Source organism: Streptomyces iakyrus (assembly GCF_000717055.1).
Taxonomy (GTDB): domain Bacteria; phylum Actinomycetota; class Actinomycetes; order Streptomycetales; family Streptomycetaceae; genus Streptomyces; species Streptomyces iakyrus.
Window position 1 is genome coordinate 107,019 of record NZ_JNXI01000017.1, and the last position, 20,673, is coordinate 127,691.

Below are 20,673 nucleotides of genomic sequence, written 5' to 3' on the forward strand. Positions count from 1 at the left end.
CGTACCGCCGTGGGTGACGGCGGCGAACCCGCACCTCCTTCGGATGTCGAACGTCGGGCCTTGGTGGCTGTCGTCGGGCGGGGAGCGGGTCCGGGCGGTCAGCCGGCGCGGGTCGCGGCGGGCTCGGTGTCGAGGACTTCGCAGTAGGCGGCCTCGGTGGCGGCGGCGACCCGGCCCCAGCCGTACCGGCTCAGGACGCGCCGTCGGCCGGCCGCGCCGCAGGCCGCGCGGGCCTCCGGGTCGGCGAGCAGCGCGGCGACGGCGGCGGCCAGGGCCGCCGGGTCGCGGGGCGGCACCAGCCGCCCGGTGCCGGGGTCGGCGACGGTGTCGAGCTGCCCGCCGACCGCGCTGGCCACGACGGGCACGCCGCAGGCCATGGCCTCCAGCGGGACGATGCCGAAGGGTTCGTAGTCGGCGGGGCAGACGACGACGTCCGCTGAGCGCAGCAGCGACGGCACCTTTTCGCTGGGAAGGGCACCGGTGAAGCGGACGCGGTCGGCGACCCCGGCGTCCCGGGCGATGCCGCGCAGCCGCCGCACCTCCGGGTCGCCGTCGAGCCGGCCGGCGGGCGGCCCGCCGACCACGACCAGCTCGGTCCCGGGCAGCCGGGCCAGTGCGGTGACGGTGACGGCGGCGCCCTTGCGCGGCACGAGCCGGCCCAGCTGGAGGATCCGGTGCGGGTACGGTCCGCGCGGTGCGGCCGGGCCCTTCGGCGTGAACCGGTCGGTGTCGACGCCGCACGGCACGATGCCGACCTGGTGCGGGGGAATGCCCATCAGGGCCAGTTCGCGGGCCTCGTCCCGGCAGGTGGCGATGACGCGGTCGCAGCCGAGACCGACCTCGATCTCGCCGGGGATCCGCTCCGGCGGACTGGTGTCGGCGAGCCGCTGGTGCCGCCTCTTCACCGTGCCGAGGGCGTGGTAGGTGTGCAGCAGGGGCAGGCCGTGCTCGCGGGCCGCGCGCAGGGCGGCCAGGCCCGACATCCAGTAGTGGGAGTGCACGACGTCGGGGGTCCGGGTGCGCCAGGCGCTTGCGAGGTGGCGGCCGAAGGCGTCCATGTGCGGCAGGAGCTCGTCCTTGGGGAGCGGCTCGGCCGGCCCCGCGGGTACGTGGTGCACCTCGACGCCGTCGCGCAGTTCCGTCCGGCAGGGCAGGTCGGGCGCGTCGCGGCGGGTGTGGACGGTGACGCGGTGGCCGCGGTCGGCGAGTGCGGCGGCGAGGCAGGCGACGTGGACGTTCTGTCCGCCGGCGTCGACGCCGCCGAGCGCGGCCAGGGGGCTGGCGTGCTCGGAGACGAGCGCGATGGCGAGGACGCCCGGGTCGAGCGGGTCGCCGCCGAGCGGTCCGGCCGGGAGGGGACTGAGGGACGGGGTCATGAGCACACCTCCGTGATCAGGCGCTCCCAGTCGGCCAGGAAGCGCTTGAGCCCGTAGCGTTCGAGGGCCTCCTGCCGGGCGCGGGCTCCGTCCGCGGCCGCCGCCTCCGGTTCGTGGAGGTAGCGGCGGGCGGCGCGGGCCAGGACGTCGGGGCGGGTGGTCAGGGTGCCGGCACCGGGCGGGACCGCCTCGACCGCCTCGGTGGTGGCGAGCGCCAGCACGGGCAGGCCCAGGTGCATCGCCTCCAGCAGGGACAGGCCGAGGGAGGTCCAGCGCACCGGGTGCAGGTACATGCGGCGTTCGGCCAGGGCCGTGTGCAGCTCGCTCTGGGGAAGGTCGGCCGTACGGCAGCGGTCGGCCGGCAGGCCGAGGTGTCCGGCCAGGCCGTCGGTGCCCATGCCGAAGACGTCGAGCGGCACGGCCTCGGCCAGTGCAGGCAGCAGGTCCGTTCCGGTGTACCGGGCGCGTCGCACGGGTTCGTTGACGACGACGGCGGCGCGGGCGAGCCGGCCGCTGTAGCGGTGGCCCGGGTCGACGATGCCGTGCTCGATCACCTCGGTCCGGGTGGTGCCGCAGTCCCAGAACAGCCGGTTGAAGTGGGTGACGTGGACGAGCGTCAGGTCGTCGCGGCCGGCGCACGGGTGCCGGGTGTCCGGCACGTCGCCGGCCGGCGCGTTGTGCTCCAGGTACACCGCGGGCACGTCCCGGCCGGGGCGGCGTCCGCCGAGCCACCGTTCGGCCAGCGCCGCCTCGTGAGGCCGCTGGAGAAGGACCAGGTCGACCCGCGTGTCGCGGAGTTCCTCCGGAGTGACCTCGCGGACCGAGGACGGCCAGGTGAAGGTGCGGGCCCGCCCGAGGCCGTCCGGGCCGCGGCCGGGGGTGACGGGGACGAGGTAGGTGTGCGGGCCCTGGACGAACGCGGTGGTCCAGGAGCCGTGCACGTGCCACAGCAGGATGTTCATACGGCCGCTCCTCGCTGGGTGTGTTCTCCCCGGCCCGCCGGGTGGTCCGTGAGGGCCGCCACGGCGGCGAGCACCTCCTCGTCGCCGATGCCGTCGAGGCAGGGGTGCCCCGGCACCGGGCAGTGCCTGGCCCGGGTGTCCGCGCACGCGGCGTGCGGGTCGCCGAGCACGACGTGCGGTACGCCGTAGGGGGCCCACCGTTCGGCCGGTACGACCGGCGCGAAGAGGCTGACGACGGGCGTGCCCACGGCGGCGGCCAGATGCGCCGGGCCGGTGTTGCCGGCCACCACGGCGCGGGCCGCCGCCAGGACTCCGGCCAGCTGCGGCAGGTCGGTGGCGCCGCCGAGGTCCAGGGCGTGCCGCCCGGCGACCCGGGCGGTCAGCTCGCGCTCGGCGCGCCCGCCGGTGACGACCACGCGGTGACCCGCCGCGGACAGCGCGGCCACGGCACGTGCCGCGCGGCCCGGTGTCCAGGCCCGTGCGGGCACGGCCGCGCCGGGGTGGAGGACGACGTACGGGCCGGGCCCGGTGAGGTGGGTGGTGGGCGACGGCGGCTGGACGCGCAGCCGGCCGTCGTCGCCGTGCGGGAGCTCGAAACCGGCGGCGCGGGCCAGGTCGAGGGCGGCCAGGGCCTCGTGACGGTGCGGCCGTCTGCGGTGCCGCAGGTCGAGGAGGGCGCCCGGGTAGTCCTCGCAGTCGGCGGCGGTCCGTCCGATCCCGGCCAGCTTCAGCAGGAGGGCGATGGGCAGTGGGCTCTGGTGGTAGGACACCAGCACGATCGCGCGGTCGAAGCGGCCTGCCGTGAGGGTCTCCATCAGTCGCCGGGTGGCCGCCCGCGTGACCGGCGGCGGCTCCAGGCCGACCCAGGGGGCGTCGTAGGTCAGCACCTCGTCGACGCCGGGCAGCATCCGCCCGGCCGGGGCGCCCTGGGGTCCGCAGAGCAGGGCGGTGCGGGAGGATCCGGCGGCGACGGCCCGTACGGCGGGGCCCGCCAGGAGGACGTCTCCGGAGCTGTCGAGGCGGACCACGAGGGTGCGGGGAAGGCGGGTCGGGGTCATCGCGGCTCCCGGGCCGCGAGGGCCGGGCCGAGGACGAGATCCACGGCCGTCGGCAGGTCCGGTGCCGTGGTCCCGGCCGCCGCTGCCTCCTCGGCCCGGGTGACAGCCGTGGGGACCAGGACTCCGCGGGCTCCCGCGGCCCGCGCCGCCTCCATGTCGGCTCCGATGTCGCCGATGACGGCGGTGCGCTCCGGCGGGACGGCGAGGCGGCGGCACGCGGCCAGGATCAGTCCGGGGGCCGGTTTGCGGCAGTCGCAGCCCGCCTCCGGCGCGTGCGGGCACACGGCCCAGACGGCGAACGGCCCGAGCAGCTCCTCCACCCGCAGCCGTACGGCCTCGACCGCGTGGCGGGTGAGCAGGCCCCGGGCCACGCCCGACTGGTTGGTGACGACGCCGACGGGCACCCCGGCGGCGCGCACGGCGTCCACGGCCTGCCGGGCACCGGGCATGAGCGCGACCAGCGAGGGGTCGCCGTTGTAGGGGACGTCGGCGACGAGCGTGCCGTCGCGGTCGAAGAGGACGGCCGCGGGCAGCGGACTGCCCGGATCGTACGGGCGCTGCCGCACGTCCCCGGAGAGCAGCCAGGGGCCTGGACGCGGCGTCATGACCGCAGCCGTTCTCGGGCCGCCGGACGGGGCGCGGGCGTCGGCTCGCCGCTTGGGAACGGGGTGTGCGGCCGGGCCTTGCGGTGCACGAGGCGCCCGCGCAGCCAGTGCCAGGTCGCGGCGGGCGGGACGAGGGCGCTGGTCACCGTCATGGTGAGCACCTCGTCGCGGGTGCCGGGCCCGGGCAGGATGCGGGCGAGGGCGAACTCCGCGGTGCCGGCCAGCCAGGTGGCGGCGCAGGCCGCGGCGGCCCGGTGCCGGCCGAGCAGGGCGCAGCCGAGCGCCGCCACTCCCGCTCCGGTCACCGCCAGGTGCAGGGGCAGGCGGCCGCGGGAGGCCTCCGCCCGGCGCCACCAGTGACGGCCGTGCAGCCGGGTCATCAGCACGTCGTCGGCGTTGCCGGCCTGGAGCCGGACGGAGATCCAGCGCCCGGTCTGCCGTACGGGGTGGGTGGTGGTGCGTCGGCCGGTGGTGAGCGTCCAGCCGGCGTCGAGCGTGCGCAGGGCGAGGTCGGCGTCCTCCCGGAAGGCCCGCCGGAAGCGTTCGTCGAATCCCCCGACGGCCACCAGCGCGTCCCGGCGGTAGGCCATGTCGGCGGTGATCCAGCGGGCGTCGGCGAGACCGGCCGTGTTGCGTTCCCAGTCGGTGGGGCGCCGGCCGGCGGGCAGCGGCACCTCGATGCGGGCGGTGATCCCGGCGGTGCGCGCGGTCGCGGCGGCCAGGTCGAGGGTCAGGTCGTCGCGCCAGGTGGGCCCGGGTACGACGTCGTCGTCGAGGAAGACGATCCAGGGCACGTCACCGGCGGCCCGCCAGCCGAGGTTGCGTGCGGCGGCCGGTCCGCGTGCCCCGCCGGGCACGACGACGGTGCGCGCGCGCAGGGACGGCGGAACGTGGGCGGTGAGGGTGGCCCGGGCCGTGTCGGGGCGGTCGTCGACGAGGACGATCCGGGCCGGGCCCGGTCCGGTGGCCTCGGCGAGGGCGTGCAGGCAGGCGCTCAGGCTGGGCCGTCCGAGGGTCGGGATCACCACGGCGTACTCGGCGTCGGGAGCCGGGGCGTCGGGTCCGGTCATCGGGGGCCTCCGGCGTCGTCGCTGCGGGAGTCGGTACGGAAGAGGTCGCCGCGCCGGATCGCGTACGGGCCGATGGCCAGCAGGTCGACGGGCGAGGAGCCGAAGCACTCCAGGGCGTCGCGCGGGTCGTCGACCATGGGCCGGCCGGCGGTGTTGAGGCTGGTGTTGACGACCACGGGCAGGCCGGTGAGCCGCTCGAACTCGCGGAGCATGGCGGCGACCAGGGGTTCGCGATCCGGGTCGACGGTCTGGATGCGGGCGGTGCCGTCGACGTGCACGACGGCGGGGACGCGCTCCCGCCACGCCGGGGCCACGTCGTGCACGAACAGCATGTACGGGCTGGGCAGCGGGCCGTCGAAGAGGTCGGCCGCGCGGTCGGCGAGGACCATGGGGGCGACGGGCCGGAACTGTTCGCGTCCCTTGACGTCGTTGAGCCGTTCGAGGTTGCCCGCGTGGCCGGGGTGGGCCAGCAGGGAGCGGTGGCCGAGGGCCCGGGGGCCGTACTCGGAGCGGCCCTGGAACCAGGCGACGATCCCGTTGTCCGCCAGGGCGCGGGCGACGGTCGCGGTGATGTCCTGGGGCCGTTCGAAGGGGACGGCGGCGGTCTTCAGCCAGGCTCCGAGTTCGGCGTCGGACCACTCCCGGCCGAGGTCGGCACCGGTCATGGGCGACGGCTCGTCGCCCTCCACGGCGGACAGCAGCAGGGCGCCGCCCAGGGCAGTCCCGGCGTCTCCCGCGGCGGGCTGCACCCACACCCGGGAGAAGGGTCCCTCGCGGGCGATCCGGGAGTTGGCGACGCAGTTGAGGGCGACGCCGCCGGCCAGGGTGAGCACCCGGTCGTGGGTCCGGCCGTGCAGCCAGCGCACCAGGTCGAGCAGGGTTTCCTCCAGCACGGCCTGCGCACTGGCGGCGACGTCGGCGTGGTCCTGCGTCCAGGGCTCGTCGGGGCCGCGGGGCGGACACAGCTCGTGCCAGGGCACCCCGGTGGCGTGGAAGCCGCCGTCTCCGGTGGGGTACACGTGGCGGCGCAGTTCGGCGAGCATGCGCGGCCTGCCGTGGGAAGCGAGGGCCATGACCTTGAACTCGTCGGAGGAGCGCAGGAAGCCGAGGTGTTCGGTGAGTTCCTCGTAGACCAGGCCGAGCGAGTGCGGCAGGTCCTGGGCGTGCAGTGCCTCCAGGCGGTCGCCCACGCGGCGCGCGGCCAGGTGGGAAGCGCGTTCGCCACGGCCGTCGAGGACCAGGACGGAGGAGTTCCCGGCGTCCGGTGCGGCGAAGGCGCTGGAGGCGGCGTGGGCCATGTGGTGCGGGACGAAGCGGACGAGGCCGGGGTCGAGACCGGGCAGGGCGGTCTTCAGGAAGGCGGGTGCCTCGCGGGCGTAGGTCAGCCGCAGGTGGTCCCAGGGGTCGTCCAGCCCCATGTCCGCGGCGGGCCGGGCGAGCCGGGGGTCGAAGGAGTAGGTGACCGCGTCGAGGTCCTGCGGGCGCAGCCCGGCCCGCTTCAGGCACCAGGCCGCAGCCTGCTCGGGCAGTTCCCAGGCGGAGAACGGCAGGGGCCTCTTGCCGTGCTTGCGCCGGGAGAACCGCTCCTCCTCCGCGGCGGCGACGGTCCTTCCGTCGATCACCAGGGCGGCGGCGGGGTCGTGGAAGAGGGCGTTGATTCCGAGGATGCGCATGGGCAGACGGGCCTTTCGGCGGTCGGGGACACCAGGGCGCGGGGGTGCGGGGTGCCCGGGGCGGGGTCAGTCCTCGGTACCGGCCTCGCGGAACCAGGCAATCGTGCGGCGCAGCCCCTCCTCGGCGCGGACCTGCGGGTCCCAGCCGAGCTTGTCGCGGGCCAGGGTGATGTCCGGGCAGCGCACGGCCGGGTCGTCGACCGGGCGTTCGATGTAGCGGATCTCCGAGGAGGACTCGGCGAGTTCGACGACCAGGCGGGCCAGGTCGAGCATGGTGATCTCGGTGGGGTTGCCGATGTTGACGGGGCCGCGCATGCCGTGGGCGGCGGCGGCGAGGATGCCGCGCACGGTGTCGTCGACGTAGCACAGCGACCGGGTCTGGCGGCCGTCGCCGGTCACGGTGAGGGGCTCGCCGGCCAGGGCCTGGCGGACGAAGGTGGGCACCGCGCGCCCGTCGTGGCCGCGCATCCGGGGGCCGTAGGTGTTGAACAGCCGCACGATGCAGGTGTCGGTGCCCTGGGCGTCGGCGTGGGCGGTGGTCAGCGCCTCGCCGAAGCGTTTGGCCTCGTCGTAGACGCTGCGCGGGCCGACGGGGTTGACGTTGCCCCAGTAGCGCTCGTCCTGGGGATTCTGCAGCGGGTCGCCGTAGACCTCGGAGGTCGAGGCCAGGACGAAGCGGGCGCTGGAGGAGTGGGCGAGTTCCAGGGCGTTGCGGGTGCCGAGGCTGCCGGTCTCCATCGTGTGCAGCGGGAGGCGCAGGTAGTCCGCCGGGGACGCCGGAGAGGCGAAGTGCAGGACGAGGTCCGGCGGCCGCTTGATCCGCAGCTCCTCGGCGACGTCGGCCTGGACGAGCGTGAAACCGGGCTGTTCGAGCAGCGGCGATATGTTCTCGGGCCGGCCGGTGCTGAAGTCGTCCACGCAGGTGACGGCCGTGCCCGCGTCCAGCAGGGCGGCGCACAGATGGGAGCCGACGAACCCGGCTCCGCCGGTGACGACGGCGTGTTCCCAGTTCCGTGAGAGAGCGGTGGTCATGTCGGTCACTCCTCCGTCGGCGGCGGCGCGTGGCACGACGGCCGCGCTGCGGTCCGGCGAGACCGGTGGCCGCAGGGCCGTCGAGCCCACGCTCAGCCTCCGACGGCCGTGCGCGCACGGCACGGCCATGTACGGCAAACCGGTGAGTCACGGAGGGTGATATGCGAGGGCGTCGCGCTGCCGGCGGAGGCCGGGGCGGAGGAAGCCCGGAGGTGTCAGGCGATCAGCGTGCGGCCCTGGTTCAGGCGGTCGAGGAGCTGGTTCTGGTGCAGGCCGGCGACCGGGGCGAGGAGGTCCGGGTGGCGCAGCAGGACCGCGGCGTTCCGGTCGCTGTCGTCGGGAGCGACGAGGCGGCGGAACCCGGCGGGTGCCGCGGTGCCGTGGCTGCCGTCGGCGAGGGCGGCGACGGCCCGGGCCGCCAGCTCCGGTTCGGTCAGCAGGCAGGCCGCCCAGCTGGCCACGACCTCGTCCACCCAGGTGCGCCAGGCGTGTGCGTCCATGTCCTCGCCGAGGGCCGCGTCGGCGCCGGTGACCCAGTCCAGCCGCCCGGAACCGCCCGGTCCGGCCAGGTCGAGCAGGGCGGCGTCCATCGCGGTCGGGTACCTGAGCCAGGCCGCGACCGTCACGGCCTGGCGGGCCTGGACCTCGCACAGGGCGGACGCCAGGGCGCCGCCGGTGGCGGGGAAGGCGCGGGTCAGCCACTGGGCGGTGGCCGCGATGACCGGGGAGAGATCTGCTTGCACTGCCGGGCCGTCCGAGGGAAGGGAACGGGGATCTGGTCGTAGACGGTAACCGCCCGTTCCGGCGCCCGGACGTGATCGGGACCTCGTCCGGGACGTGGCCTCGGCCACACCCGCCGACGGGCGAAGCCGCACCCCGGGGCGGCTCGTTTCGCGGCAGAGGGGCCGGGCACCCGGCCCGCGTGTTCCCCCACGGTCGCGAATCCGCTGGCCCGGCCCGGCGTGCGGGTGCCCGGCCGCCGGTGCGCTCGCTGCGCTTCGACGGCTGGATCGCGGGGATCGGCACGACGTCCGGTGCCCGCGTGGTGCTCGGGCACTGGCCGCGGTCGCCGTGGGGGCCGTTCAGCGACGTGATGGTCGAAGAGGCCGACGGGCGGCGGCTGCTGCTGGCGCCCACCGGCGAGACGGCGGACTTCGTCGCCGGCACCTACGTCTTCGACGAGGTGCGGGTCGTACCGGTCGAGGTGCGGATCGCCGACCGCCGGCACTGGACCGTCACCGCCCCGCCGCTCCATCTGCGCTTCAGCACCGGCCGCCGGAACCTGCCGGGCCTGGCGCTGCGGGCGGTCCCGGGCCGGCTCGCCACCCGTCCGGGCTGGATCGCCCTGTGGGACCGGCCCGCCCGTCTGCTGCTGGGGGCGCGCACCCACGGCAGCGCCCGGGCCGGACGGCACCAGTGGTACGGCGCCCGGGATCTGCACCCGGTCACCTCCGCCACCGTCACCTACGAGGGCGAGAGCCTCGGTGCCCTCGCCCCGGTCGAGCCCCCCGTGCGCTTCGGGACCGGCTCGACACCCCGCCCTCCCTGCCTGGTGCGGATCACCACGACGGTGGCCGTCGAGCAGGACCGGAGTACGACAGGAGCCGCGTCATGACGGAACAGCGAGCGGATACGCCGGGCGCCGAACGTGCCCCGGCCACCGACATGTCCCTGCTGGGCATCTACCTCAACGACCATCTCGCCGGTGCCACCGCCGGCACCGCGCGGGTGCGCTACCTGCTGCGCTCGTGCCGGGGCTCGGCGCTCGCGGACGCGCTGGCCCCGGTCGCCGCCGAGATCGCCGACGACCGGACGAGCCTGCTGCACATCATGCGGCGCCTGGACGTCCCGGTACGCCGCTACAAGGTCTACGCAGGCCGGGCGGCCGAGCAGGTGGGACGGCTGAAGAGCAACGGCAGTCTGGTACGACGGTCCCCGCTGAGCACGCTGTGGGAGCTGGAGGCGCTGGCGCTCGGTGTGGAGGGCAAGACGGCGGGCTGGGAGACGCTCCGCGATCTGGCCACCACGGACGAACGCCTCGACGCCCGGCAGCTCGACGAGCTCATCGAACGGGCTCGGCGGCAGCACGCCACGCTGGAGGCGCTGCGCCACAAGCAGGTCGTGGTCGCCTTCCGCGCTGCCTGAGGGTCCGGGCCCGGCTCACCAGAACCTGCTGCCGAGGGCGGGCTGATGGGCCAGTTGTACGGCGTCGCGCAGCCGCAGCGCGACACTGATGGTGGCGCGCAGGGCGGACGGGCGTACGGTCTGGGCGGTCTCGGTGGCGAGGACCAGCAGGCAGGACGCCGCCTGTTCGACCACCGGGACCGGCAGGGTGAAGTCGTTGTCGGCGGCCGTGCGGAACGCCTTCAGGGGGATCGCGGCTCCGTCGATGGCCCGGTGCGCGGCCTGCTCCAGGTGCTGTGCGGCCTGTTCGCACACGGGGGCGGGCAGGGCGATGGTGCGCTGGAACGGTGAACTCGTCATGACCCGACTGCTCCCCCGGCGGTGGCCGGTTCTGTCGGCCGGGGGCGGGATTTCACCGTCCCGCGTGACCGGAGCGTGGCACATGTCCTGGAGTGGTCTGGAGTCGAAACGCCCGACCGAAGGCGGAGAAGGAGCTCGTATGACCGTCTGTTCCGACGTCGTGACCCGGCTGACCGGGCGGGCGGTCAGCGGTGCCAGGCCGCTGTCGGGGGCTCTCACCGAGGTCACCCTCGACGACGGGCGCGTCGTGGTCGTCAAGCGGTCCGCCGAACCGGGGGCGGCGCGGGCCGAGGCGGCGGGGCTGCGGTGGCTGGCCGCCGCCGGGAGCGTGCGGCTGCCGGCGGTGCACGGGCACGAGGAGGGCCGGCTGGTCATCGACCGGGTTGCCCGGGGCCGGCCGGACCGGGAGGCGGCGTTGCGGTTCGGCCGGGACCTCGCGGCGCTGCACGCCGCCGGAGCGCCTGCCTTCGGGGCGCCGCCACCGGGCGGGCCGGTGGACGCGTACATCGGGCTCGCGCCGATGCGCAACGAGCAGGGCACCGACTGGCCGCGCTGGTACGCCGAGCAGCGCGTGCTGCCCTATCTGCGGCGGGCGGTGGACCAGGGCACGGTCCTGGCCGGTGAGGCGGCCGTCGTGGAGCGTCTGTGCGAGCGGCTGCCGGCGTTGGCGGGGCCGGCCGAGCCGCCCGCGCGGCTGCACGGCGACCTGTGGAGCGGCAACGTGCTGTGGGCGGCCGACGGACACGTGTGGCTGATCGACCCGGCCGCGCACGGCGGGCACCGGGAGACGGATCTGGCGATGCTGCGCCTGTTCGGCTGTCCCCATCTGGAGCGGGTGCTGGACGGCTACCAGGAGGTGGCGCCGCTCGCGGACGGCTGGGCGGGGCGCGTCGGCGTGCACCAGCTGTTCCCGCTGCTGGTGCACGCCGTGCTGTTCGGCCGGGGCTACGCGGAACAGGGCCTCGCGGTGGCCCGTTCGGCCCTGCAGGGGTGACCCGTCAGCGGGTCACGACGTGCCGTTCGTCGGGGACGCAGTGGGTCATGGTCAGGCCCTCCACGTCGCGCGGCTCGTTCTTGCCGAGCTTGGCGAGGCGTTCACGGTCGTCGTCCGTGAGGTCCTGGCTCGCCAGCGGCTCCAGTCCTGACACGTCCTCCGGGCCGATGCCCAGTCCCTCGCCGACCCGCAGGCCGAGGTCGTTCTCGACGAGCAGGAAGTGCCAGACCATGCGCTCCTGGATCGCCCGGTCGCACTGGGAAAGTTGACCGATGAAGTTCTTCACCAGGTCGTCGCGCTCCCAGTCCTCCAGCAGCAGGTAGCGCTGCCCGGCCTGGAGGTAGTCGTTGGTGCGGGGGATGCGCTTGCGGGTGAGCCGGCCGGTGATCTCGGGGCCCTGCTCGTCGTGGGTCGGGTACCGGGCCTCGCGCAGACCGCCGGTGATCGACGGCTCGTAGTTGACGTGCGGGTTCTCGCCCCCGCCGTCCACGTGGTAGGTCATCTGGCCGTCGCGCTGGTTGGTGCGCACGTCCGCGTTCTTGGCCTGGTTGACGGGGAGCTGGAGGTAGTTGGCGCCGACCCGGTAGCGCTGGGTGTCGCTGTAGGAGAAGGTCCGGCCGATGAGCATCTTGTCGTCGGAGAAGTCCAGGCCGTCGACGAGGACGCCGGTGCCGAAGGAGATCTGCTCGTTCTCGGCGAAGAAGTCCTGCGGCATCCTGTCGAGCACCATCCGGCCCACCGGCTTGGGCGGGAAGTCCTGCTCGGGCCAGGTCTTGGTGTCGTCCAGGGGGTCGAAGTCGAGCTCCGGGTGGTCGTGGTCGTCCATCATCTGGACGAGCAGTTCCCACTCCGGGTGGTCACCGCGGGCGACCGCCTCGTACAGGTCCTTGGTGGCGTGGCCGAGGGTGTCGGCCTGGACGTTGGCCGCGTCCTCCTCGGTCATGCTGCGCACGCCCTGCTTGGGCATCCAGTGGTACTTGACGAGCCTGGTGTCGCCGTCGGGGTTCACCCACTTGTACGTGTTGACGCCGAAGCCCTGCATGTGGCGGTAGTCGGCGGGGATGCCGCGCGGGCTGAACAGGTTGACCAGCATGTGCATCGCCTCGGGCGTCTGCGACATGAAGTCGAAGATGCGGCCCGGCTGCTGTTCGAAGGTCACCGGGTCCGGCTTGAGGGCGTGGATGACGTCCGGGAACTTGATGGCGTCGCGGATGAAGAAGACGCCCAGGTTGTTGCCGACCAGGTCCCAGTTGCCGTCTTCGGTGTAGAACTTGACGGCGAAACCACGTGGGTCGCGGGCGGCCTCGGAGGAGTCGCGGCCGCCGATGACGGTGGAGAAGCGGACGGCGACGTCCGTGCGCTTGCCGCGCTCCTGGAACAGTTTGGCCCGGGTGTAGCGGCTGATGGGCTCGTCGCCCCAGGTGCCGTAGGCCTCGAAGTGGCCGTAGGCGGTGACGCCGCGGGCGTGCACGACGCGCTCGGGGATGCGCTCGCGGTCGAAGTGACTGATCTTCTCCAGGAGCTGGTAGTTCTCCAGCGTGGCGGGGCCGCGGGCGCCGACCGTGCGCTGGTTCTGGTTGTCGTAGACCGGATGGCCCTGGCGGTTGGTGAGTACCTTGCGGTCGTCGCCCGGAGCGGGGCCGGTACCGGATACGTCCGTCATGTGCGTGGGCTCCTTCGGCTCGTGACCGGCGGCCGGCCGGGCCGTTGCCGTGAGCGACCGCCCGGCCGGTCCTGGCGGGACGGGCCGGGTACCCGGAGGCGGGGGGTCACTCACGTGCAGGTGACCCGGCAGGCCGTTGGCGGCAGAGGGACCCTCTGTCCGCGAGGAGGGCGGGCCAGTCCTCACCGTAGGTGACGACGGCGGCGTACACCGCGTCCACGGCCGCCCGGAGCGGGTCCGGTTCGGCGGCGCCGGTCACGGCGGGGAGGGCCGCGTGCGGTTGCGAGATGTCGGTCTCGTCGAGCCCCAGGTCCCAGGAGTCCTCACCCGCCCACTCCACGAGCGCGCTGTCCGCCGAGGCCGGGCGGAAGGACACCTCGACGATGTCCTCCCAGGACGGGTCCAGCGGTGGGGCGTGGTCGTGCACCTCGACGGTGAAGCCGACCTCGCCGGTGTGCAGGCCTGTGCTCAGCCAGAGCGCTCCGGCTGTCGCCGCCCCGCACAGCCCCGCGCTCTGTCCGGCGAACGCCTCGGCCAGATCCGGTCCGTAGCTGTCCGGGTCGCTGTGGACGTAGATCTGCCCGTAGTGCACATGGACCTCTCCCTCGACCGGCCTGCGCACGGTCAACTCCTCTCGCCCGGAGATGCGATGGTGAACCGCCGGCATCGTGGCATCCGCCACTGACAACGGGGCCGGGCCACAGGAAGGGAGAAGCGTGCGGCACGTCTACTGGATCGGGGGCGCGAGCGGCGCGGGCAAGTCCACGATCGCCCGCCGGCTGGCCGGGCGGCACGGCTGGCGTCTCTACGCGACCGACGACGTGATGGCGGATCACGCGCGGCGGTCCACCGCCGCGGAGGCGCCCTTCCTGCACGCGTTCATGGCCATGGACATGGACGAGCGATGGGTCCACCGGTCCCCCCGGACCATGCTCGACACGTTCCACTGGTTCCGGGGCGAGGCCTTCGGTCTGATCGTCGAGGACCTCGCGCGGATGCCCGGGCGGACGCCTGTCGTCGTCGAGGGATTCCGCCTGCTGCCGCACTTGGTGGAGCCGCTGCTCACCGAGCCCGGGCACGCCGTCTGGCTGCTGCCCACGCCGGACTTCCGCCGGGCCGCGTTCAGGAGCCGTGCCGCGTCCGAGGGGAGTTTCACGCAGCGGACCGGTGATCCGCTGCGGGCGGAACACAACCTCGCCGTCCGGGACGCCCTGTTCACCGAGCGGCTGCACGAGGAGACCGCGCGTCTGGGGCTGCCCGCCGTCACGGTGGACGGCACGCTGACGGAGGACGAACTCGCCGAGCGGGTGAGCGAGATCTTCCGGCTCTGAGGCTTTGAGGCTCTGGCACGGAGGCCTTGACACGGAGGAAGGCCCGGACCGCTCGGGGTCCGGGCCTTCGGTGGCCGATGAGCCTCAGCCTCCGTCGAGGCGTGCGCGCAGCAGCCCCTTGCCCAGTTCGGCACCCTTGCGGCTGTCCGCCTGGGCCTTGCGGAACAGGTCCGCGACCTCGGTGTCCTTGGCGCGCTCGGCGTCCTGGATGTAGCTCTCCAGACGCAGGGCATTGTTCAGGCACGCCTCGACATACCAGATCAGGTTGTAGTCCTTGTCCTGCGTACCGGTCACACCGCCGGTCTCCGATCCACTGCTCATGCGGGCCTCCTTCTCGCGGAGCGGACCTCTTCAGGCGCTGGACGGGTACCCCTGCTCCTGTGGGGCACACAGCCGGTTCCGGTCACGAGGAGTGACGGCCGGGTCACGGTCGCGAGCCCCGGCCGGTCAGACCCGCACGCACCACCAACTCCCCCGCTCTCTACGGCAATCCAGACAGTTGCCCCGGAAGCCCCCAGCCGCCGGTCACTTTCGGAACGAAGTGGCGTGACACCGTGCGAGACCGGTCGATGACGGTGTGTACTGTGCTGCGGGTGGCTCGCCAGAGCACCTCGGACCCGACCCTGCCCGACTCCCTCCTGGAATCGACTCGATGATCGAAGTACCGGACCTGGCTGTCGGCGCCCTCGCGCTGGGCACACTGTCCGCGTTCGCCCTCGGCGGGGGCCTGCTGCGCTCACGGCGGCAACTGGCCGCGCAGCGCGCCAAGACGGCCGCGCTGCGGGCCCAACTCGACGGGACAACACGGGCGTTCACTTTCGAGGTCGAGCACTTGGCGGTGCGGCGGGTGCCCGCCGCGGCCCGGCAGGCCGCACATTCCCACGTCACCGAGCCCGGCCCGCTGAACCCGCAGCTGGCCGGCTCGCCGCTGGGCGCCGCCCTGGAGCAGGTCCTGAAGGGGCTGCACGCCGAGCTGGCCGCGCAGCGCACCCGGATCGACGCGGCCGCGCAGGCGGGGATGCGCGGGGCCACCCGGGAGATCCAGGCGGCGCTGTACCGGTTGCAGGACGCCCTGCGCGGACTCCAGCAGCGCTACGACGACCCCGAGCTGGCGCAGACCCTGTTCGAGCTGGACCACGAGAACGAGCAATCGTTGCGGCGGGCCCAGATCGCCGCGGTGGTGTGCGGAGCCTGGGTGGGGCTCGCCCGGGAGGAATCCCACCTGGTGGACGCGGTGACGGGCGGTCAGGCCCGGCTCGCGGGCTACCGGCGCGTCCGGGTCAGCAACCACCTCGCGGCCGGTACGGCCCTGGTGTCGCACGCCGTCGAGCCGGTCGCCATCATCGTCGCCGAGCTCCTCGACAACGCGCTGCGGCACTCCGCGCCCGACACGGAGGTCGTGGTCAATCTGGAGGCGGTCCACCACGGGGTGTGCGTCACCGTGGACGACGCCGGCCTGGGCATGACGCAGGACGAACGCGCCCGGGCCCAGCGGATGGTCGCCGGTTCGGACCCGATCCTGCTGACCGAGCTCGGCGACCCGCCCCGCATGGGGCTGGCGGCCGTCGGCCGGCTGACCCGGCAGTTCGATCTGAGCGTGGACCTGACCTCCCCGTCGCCGTACGGCGGAGTACGGGCGGTGCTGCGGGTGGACCGTCATCTGCTGACGCGGATCGACCCCGAGGAAGTGCCTCCGGCGGCCAGCGCCCCGCGCTCGACCCGGAGGGCGGCGGTGCGGGACGCGGGGAGCGGTTCCGGCGGGTCCCGCCCGTCCCACGGTCCGGGCCCTGGCCCGTCGGACCCGCATCCCACCCCGCAGTCCGGTCCGTCCGACCCGCCTTCCACCCCGCAGTCCGGTCCGTCCGACCCGTATCCCACCCCGCAGTCCGGTCCGTCCGACCCGTATCCCACCCCGCGACCCGGCCTGCCCGACCCCCACCCGACGCCCCCGCCCACCCCGGCCGTCCCGCCGCACGCGCCCGCATCCGCCCCGGCCGAAGCCCTGGCCGACGCCTCGGCCGGTTCCGACGACTCGGCCCGCTCCGAGCCGGCCGTCACGCCGCGTATACCCGGGCCGCTCCCCACCGCCGCACGCCACGGCCACGACCACGGCTACGGCAAGGAGCAGGACGCCGAGGCCCCGGCCCCCGGCCACCACGGCCCGCGGGAGAGCGACGGCCTCCCCCAGCGGCGCCGCCGCGGCCGCGCCACGGCCCCATCAGGCCCCGTCGCGGCCGAAGGCGCGCCACAGCGCCGCCCCCGCCGCCCCGAGGAGTCCGCCGCCGCCCTCGGTGCCCTCCAGTCGGGCACCGCGGCGGCGCGGTTCGCCGCCGGGTCGAACACCGGCGCCGTCCCAGCCGTACCTGAGGGTGCCCCGGCCGCGACCACGGCCGACCAGGCGTCCGAGGACGTCCACAGCAACGACGACGAAGGAGGAACGGCTCGATGACCAGCCGCGCAACGGGGGACACGGCATGGGTGCTCGAACCGGTCCTGGAGGTGCCGCACGTCGTGGCCGCCGCCCTGCTGACCCGGGACGGCCTCGTCACGGGCTACACCGACGCGCTGTCACGGCCGTCGGCCGAGCGGGTCGCGGCGATCACCAGCACCGTGCAGGGCGCCTGCCGTACCGCGGCGGCGGCATTCGCCGACACCGACCGGGCCGAGATCCGGCAGGTCGTCATCGAGTCCGACCACGGCTACGTGCTCATCGTGCCGACGGACCACGGCACCTGCGTCGCCGCGTACGGCGATCCCGAGGTGCGACTCGACCTGCTCGCCCACCGGGTGCACTCGCAGGTGGCGCGGCTGGGCGGGAAGGCCATGGCCGCCGGCCCCCGAGGTGCCGACGGCGCCACGCCGGCATGACGGGCCGCCGAGGCGGCCGTCCCCTGGTTCCCGCGTACCTGTCGACCGGCGGGGTGGCGCGGCCCAGCCGTGCCCATCTGGAGCGGCTGTCCGTCCTCACCGCCAGCGGTGAGCCGGCCCCCGCGGAACTGCCCGCCGCCCAGGCGGCCCTGCTGGAGGAGCTGGAGTACGGGTCGCTGACGGTGCTGGAGGCCGCTGCCCTGCTGCGGCTGCCCGTCTCCGCGGTGCTCGTGCTGGCCGCTGACCTCCTCGACCGCGGCCTGGTACTGGCCCGCGCTCCGATCCCGCCCGCCCGGCGCTTCGACCCCGACCTGCTGAAGAGAGTGGCCGATGGCCTCCGCGACCTCAAGCACCGTTGACGACCGGCCCAGCGGTGCGGACGTCCATCTCCCCGACATCGCCCGGGACTTGGTGAAAATTCTGATCACGGGGCCGTTCGGGGTGGGCAAGACCACCCTGATCCGCTCCGTCTCCGAGATCCGCCCGCTGCACACGGAGGAGCAGCTCACCGAGGCCTCCGCACAGGTCGACGATCTCTCCGGCCTACGGGACAAGTCGACCACCACGGTCGCCATCGACTTCGGCCGGATCAGCCTGCCGGGCGGCGTCGTGCTGTACCTGTTCGGCACCCCCGGCCAGGAGCGGTTCCGGCCGCTGTGGGACGACATCGCTTACGGGGCGCTCGGCGCGCTCGTGCTGGTCGACGCCCGCCGGATCGACGCCTCGTTCGACGTGCTGGGGCTGGTGGAGGAGACCGGACTGCCGTACGCGGTCGCCTTCAACAGCTTCCCGGACGCCCCCCGCCACCACACGGCCGAGCAACTGCGCGCCGCCCTGGACCTGGAGCCCACGACCCCGATGGTGACCTGCGACGCGCGGGAGGCGGACTCCTCGGTCGACGCCCTGCTCGCGCTGGTGCAGCACCTGATCGACCACAACCCTCCCCCGGAGCACCGGTGACCCACCCGTCCCCCGCCGAGCAGGCCTTCTCCCTCGCCGCGCCCGTCCGCCTGTGGGAGGACGGCTTCGCCCGCGACCCCCACCCGTACTACGCCGCGCTGCGCGCCCACGGGCCGGTCGGCTGGGCGGAACTGGCGCCCGGTGTCCCGGCGTACGTCGTCACCGACCGGCGGGCGGCACTGGACCTGCTGCACGACACGGAGACGTTCTCGCACGATCCCCGGCCGTGGGAGGCGACCGTCCCCGACGACTCGCCGGTGCTGGGCATGATGCGCTGGCGGCCCAACACCCTGTTCGCCGACGGGGGTGCCCACCTGCGCTACCGCACCTCGCTCATCGACGCCTTCGACCTGGTGGAGCCGCACGATCTGCGGGCCCGGGTGCACCGGGCGGTGCACCTGCTGGTGAGCCGGATCGGGCCGCGCGGCGAGGCCGACCTGGTGGGCGAGTTCACCCGGCCGCTGATGGCGCTGGTGTTCAACAGCCTGTTCGGGCTGCCGGACAGCGCGAGCGACCGGCTGAACGCCGCGCTGGGCAAGCTGATCGAGGGCGGCGCCCAGGCGGCCGAGGGCGAGGCCGAGTTCGGCGGGTACGTGCTGGAGCTGATCGCCGCCAAGACCGAGCGGCGCGGTGACGACCTGCCGAGCTGGCTGCTGGACCACCCGGCGGGGCTGACCCCCGAGGAGGTCACCTGGCAGGTGTTCCTCACCCTGGGCGCGGGGCACGAGCCGACGGCCAACCTGGTGTCCAACGCGCTGTCCCGGATCCTCGGCAACCCGGCCTACTACTCGACGCTGACCAGCGGGGCCCGCCCGGTGACGGACGCGGTGCTGGAGGTTCTGCACCACGAGACGCCGCTCGCCAACTACGGCATCCACTATGCCCGTACGCCCGTCACCTTCCACGGGGCCTGGATCAGGGCCGCGGTCCCGGTCGTGATCTCCTACGGGGCGCTCGCCGAGGCGGCCGAGCGGGAGCGCGGGGCGGCCCGGCACCGGTCCGACGCCTCGCACCTGTCCTGGTCGGCGGGTCCGCACGCCTGCCCGGTCAAGCAGCACACCCTGCTCATCGCCACCGAGGCGATCGAACGGCTCACCCAGTGGCTGCCCGATCTCGAACCCGTGCTGCCGCGCGAGCGCCTGACGTGGCGGCCCGGTCCGTTCCACCGCTCGCTGACGGCGCTGCCCGTCCGTTTCAGCCCCCACTCCCCCGACCAGCCTGGAGGACGACCGTGACCGTGACCGACCGCATCGCTTTGGACCCGTTAGGCGCCGACATCGCCGCCGAGAGCGCCCGGCTGCGTGCCCTAGGCCCGGTCGTGCCCGTGGAGCTGCCGGGCGGCATCCCGGCCTGGGCGCCGACGCGCTACGACACGCTGAAGGAGCTCATCCTCGACCCGCGGGTCAGCAAGGACCCGCGGCTGCACTGGCGGCTCTGGCCCGAGATCGGCGAACACCCGTCCTGGGTCTGGATCCTGGGCTGGGTCGGCGTGGTCAACATGCTGTCCACCTACGGCCCGGACCACACCCGGCTGCGCAAGCTGGTGGCGCCCAGCTTCACGCACCGGCGCACCGAGGCGATGCGGCCCCGGGTGGAGGCGATCACGGCGGAGCTGCTGGCCGCGCTGGAGGCGGCCGACGGCGAGGTCGTCGACGTCAAGGCGGGACTGGCTCATCCGCTGCCGATGCGGATGATCTGTGAACTGATGGGCGTGCCGGAGGAGTTGCGGGGGGACACCGGCCGGCTCATCGCGGCCCTGATGGACACCTCCGACCCGAGCCCGGAGCGCGCGGCGTCCGTGCAGCGGCAGATCGGGACGGTGCTGCCCGCGCTGATCGCGCACCGGGCCGCGCATCCCGGGGACGACATGACGACGGAGCTGATCCGGGTCCGGGACGAGGACGGTGACCGGCTGAGCGAGGAGGAGCTGCTGTACACGCTCCTGCTGGTGATCGGCGCGGGTTTCGAGACCACGGTGAACCTGATAGGCAACGCGGTGGTCGCCCTGCTCCGCAGTCCGGGGCAGCTGGCGGCCGTGCGGTCCGGGGAGATCGGCTGGGACGCGGTCGTCGACGAGACGTTGCGCGCGCACCCTTCGATCGCGTCGCTGCCGCTGCGGTTCGCCGTCACCGACCTCGTCGTCGGCGGGGTGACGATCCCGGCCGGCGACGCCATCATCACGACGTACGCCGCCGCGGGGCTCGATCCCGAGCACTACGGGCCGGACGCCGACCGGTTCGATGCCGCGCGCGGCGCCGACGACCATCTGGCGTTCGGGATCGGCGTGCACCGCTGCATCGGGGCGCCGCTGGCCCGGTTGGAGGCCCTGACGGCGCTGCCGGCGCTGTTCGAGCGGTTCCCCGGCCTGCGACTGGCCGAAGGCGAGGAGGGTCTGCGGCAGGTGCCGTCGTTCATCGCGTTCGGCTGGCAGGAGATCCCGGTGCGGCTGCGGGGCTGACGCCGGCTGCGGGCGCCGCCGCGTGGGGGCAGCGCGCGGGAGCGCGACCGGTCCCCCGTTCCGGTCGTGCCCCCGCTGTTGGTTGAACCTACGTCCAGGGCCGTGGCCTTGTGAACCGTGTCGATGCCCATTGCACGCT

The 20,673-nt window shown here is 74.4% G+C and carries 22 protein-coding genes; 10 read left to right on the top strand and 12 right to left on the bottom strand.

All coding sequences use genetic code 11. The features are described from left to right. Positions 1-98: 98 nt before the first annotated feature. The 8 genes from OO68_RS27095 to OO68_RS27130 all read right to left on the bottom strand — a co-directional run bounded on the left by OO68_RS27095 (position 99) and on the right by OO68_RS27130 (position 8,519). Positions 99-1,376 carry a glycosyltransferase gene (locus tag OO68_RS27095; RefSeq protein ID WP_033311764.1) on the bottom strand — a complete coding sequence of 426 codons (1,278 nt, stop codon included), beginning with the start codon at positions 1,374-1,376 and terminating at the stop codon, positions 99-101. Further along, a complete protein-coding gene (locus OO68_RS27100) occupies positions 1,373-2,338 on the bottom strand; it encodes a glycosyltransferase (RefSeq protein WP_033311765.1) in 966 nt (321 codons plus the stop codon). Before OO68_RS27100 ends, OO68_RS27095 begins: the two co-directional genes overlap by 4 nt. Further along, on the bottom strand, positions 2,335-3,396 hold the full coding sequence (locus OO68_RS27105; protein ID WP_033311766.1) for a glycosyltransferase family 9 protein: 1,062 nt from the start codon (positions 3,394-3,396) through the stop codon (positions 2,335-2,337). The genes OO68_RS27100 and OO68_RS27105 overlap by 4 nt, the downstream gene beginning before the upstream one ends. Then, positions 3,393-4,001, bottom strand: a complete 609-nt coding sequence (locus tag OO68_RS27110) for a D-glycero-alpha-D-manno-heptose-1,7-bisphosphate 7-phosphatase (RefSeq protein WP_078625474.1) — start codon at positions 3,999-4,001, stop codon at positions 3,393-3,395. Before OO68_RS27110 ends, OO68_RS27105 begins: the two co-directional genes overlap by 4 nt. Then, complete coding sequence (locus tag OO68_RS27115; protein WP_033311767.1) at positions 3,998-5,071, bottom strand: glycosyltransferase family 2 protein; 1,074 nt, start codon at positions 5,069-5,071, stop codon at positions 3,998-4,000. The genes OO68_RS27110 and OO68_RS27115 overlap by 4 nt, the downstream gene beginning before the upstream one ends. Further along, a complete protein-coding gene (locus OO68_RS27120; protein WP_033311768.1) occupies positions 5,068-6,744 on the bottom strand; it encodes a carbamoyltransferase family protein in 1,677 nt (558 codons plus the stop codon). Before OO68_RS27120 ends, OO68_RS27115 begins: the two co-directional genes overlap by 4 nt. A gap of 66 nt (positions 6,745-6,810) precedes the next feature. Further along, positions 6,811-7,776 (bottom strand): NAD-dependent epimerase/dehydratase family protein, encoded by a 966-nt coding sequence (locus OO68_RS27125; RefSeq protein ID WP_033311829.1) that lies wholly within the window; start codon positions 7,774-7,776, stop codon positions 6,811-6,813. Positions 7,777-7,991: 215 nt separating this feature from the next. Beyond that, the gene (locus OO68_RS27130) at positions 7,992-8,519 is read right to left on the bottom strand and encodes a hypothetical protein (protein WP_033311769.1); all 528 of its coding nucleotides are present in this window, start codon (positions 8,517-8,519) and stop codon (positions 7,992-7,994) included. A 239-nt stretch (positions 8,520-8,758) separates the two neighbouring features. Between OO68_RS27130 and OO68_RS27135 the strand changes: the two genes are divergently transcribed. Then, positions 8,759-9,391: a hypothetical protein gene (locus OO68_RS27135; RefSeq protein WP_033311770.1), complete on the top strand. Its 633-nt coding sequence runs from the start codon at positions 8,759-8,761 to the stop codon at positions 9,389-9,391. Beyond that, positions 9,388-9,921 carry a hypothetical protein gene (locus tag OO68_RS27140; RefSeq protein ID WP_033311771.1) on the top strand — a complete coding sequence of 178 codons (534 nt, stop codon included), beginning with the start codon at positions 9,388-9,390 and terminating at the stop codon, positions 9,919-9,921. Before OO68_RS27135 ends, OO68_RS27140 begins: the two co-directional genes overlap by 4 nt. A 15-nt stretch (positions 9,922-9,936) precedes the next feature. Here the strand turns inward: OO68_RS27140 and OO68_RS27145 are convergent, their stop codons facing one another. Beyond that, complete coding sequence (locus OO68_RS27145; RefSeq protein WP_033311772.1) at positions 9,937-10,260, bottom strand: hypothetical protein; 324 nt, start codon at positions 10,258-10,260, stop codon at positions 9,937-9,939. 139 nt (positions 10,261-10,399) lie between these two features. Between OO68_RS27145 and OO68_RS27150 the strand changes: the two genes are divergently transcribed. Further along, positions 10,400-11,254 (top strand): fructosamine kinase family protein, encoded by an 855-nt coding sequence (locus tag OO68_RS27150; protein ID WP_106974426.1) that lies wholly within the window; start codon positions 10,400-10,402, stop codon positions 11,252-11,254. Between the two features lie 4 nt (positions 11,255-11,258). Here the strand turns inward: OO68_RS27150 and OO68_RS27155 are convergent, their stop codons facing one another. Then, positions 11,259-12,917: a catalase gene (locus OO68_RS27155; RefSeq protein ID WP_033311774.1), complete on the bottom strand. Its 1,659-nt coding sequence runs from the start codon at positions 12,915-12,917 to the stop codon at positions 11,259-11,261. Positions 12,918-13,023: 106 nt separating this feature from the next. Continuing rightward, a complete protein-coding gene (locus tag OO68_RS47815) occupies positions 13,024-13,539 on the bottom strand; it encodes a hypothetical protein (protein WP_051814827.1) in 516 nt (171 codons plus the stop codon). A 94-nt stretch (positions 13,540-13,633) separates the two neighbouring features. Here OO68_RS47815 and OO68_RS27165 point away from each other — a divergent pair, with 94 nt between their 5' ends. Beyond that, entirely contained in the window at positions 13,634-14,248 is a 615-nt protein-coding gene (locus OO68_RS27165; protein ID WP_245237183.1) for a hypothetical protein, read from the top strand. Positions 14,249-14,332: 84 nt separating this feature from the next. Here the strand turns inward: OO68_RS27165 and OO68_RS27170 are convergent, their stop codons facing one another. Continuing rightward, positions 14,333-14,569, bottom strand: coding sequence for a hypothetical protein (locus OO68_RS27170; RefSeq protein ID WP_031139576.1), 237 nt, complete (start codon positions 14,567-14,569; stop codon positions 14,333-14,335). Between the two features lie 331 nt (positions 14,570-14,900). On the opposite strand from OO68_RS27170, the gene OO68_RS27175 reads away from it, so the two are divergent. Genes OO68_RS27175 through OO68_RS27200 form a run of 6 tightly spaced genes read left to right on the top strand, consistent with a single transcriptional unit; the run spans position 14,901 to position 20,534 of the window. Then, positions 14,901-16,697, top strand: a complete 1,797-nt coding sequence (locus OO68_RS27175) for an ATP-binding protein (RefSeq protein WP_033311776.1) — start codon at positions 14,901-14,903, stop codon at positions 16,695-16,697. Continuing rightward, positions 16,694-17,116 carry a roadblock/LC7 domain-containing protein gene (locus OO68_RS27180; protein ID WP_033311777.1) on the top strand — a complete coding sequence of 141 codons (423 nt, stop codon included), beginning with the start codon at positions 16,694-16,696 and terminating at the stop codon, positions 17,114-17,116. Before OO68_RS27175 ends, OO68_RS27180 begins: the two co-directional genes overlap by 4 nt. Continuing rightward, complete coding sequence (locus OO68_RS27185) at positions 17,113-17,475, top strand: DUF742 domain-containing protein (RefSeq protein ID WP_033311778.1); 363 nt, start codon at positions 17,113-17,115, stop codon at positions 17,473-17,475. The genes OO68_RS27180 and OO68_RS27185 overlap by 4 nt, the downstream gene beginning before the upstream one ends. Further along, on the top strand, positions 17,447-18,076 hold the full coding sequence (locus OO68_RS27190) for a GTP-binding protein (RefSeq protein ID WP_033311779.1): 630 nt from the start codon (positions 17,447-17,449) through the stop codon (positions 18,074-18,076). Before OO68_RS27185 ends, OO68_RS27190 begins: the two co-directional genes overlap by 29 nt. After that, positions 18,073-19,311, top strand: coding sequence for a cytochrome P450 family protein (locus OO68_RS27195; RefSeq protein WP_033311780.1), 1,239 nt, complete (start codon positions 18,073-18,075; stop codon positions 19,309-19,311). The genes OO68_RS27190 and OO68_RS27195 overlap by 4 nt, the downstream gene beginning before the upstream one ends. Continuing rightward, a complete protein-coding gene (locus OO68_RS27200; RefSeq protein ID WP_033311781.1) occupies positions 19,308-20,534 on the top strand; it encodes a cytochrome P450 family protein in 1,227 nt (408 codons plus the stop codon). The genes OO68_RS27195 and OO68_RS27200 overlap by 4 nt, the downstream gene beginning before the upstream one ends. The last annotated feature ends 139 nt before the right edge of the window (positions 20,535-20,673 follow it).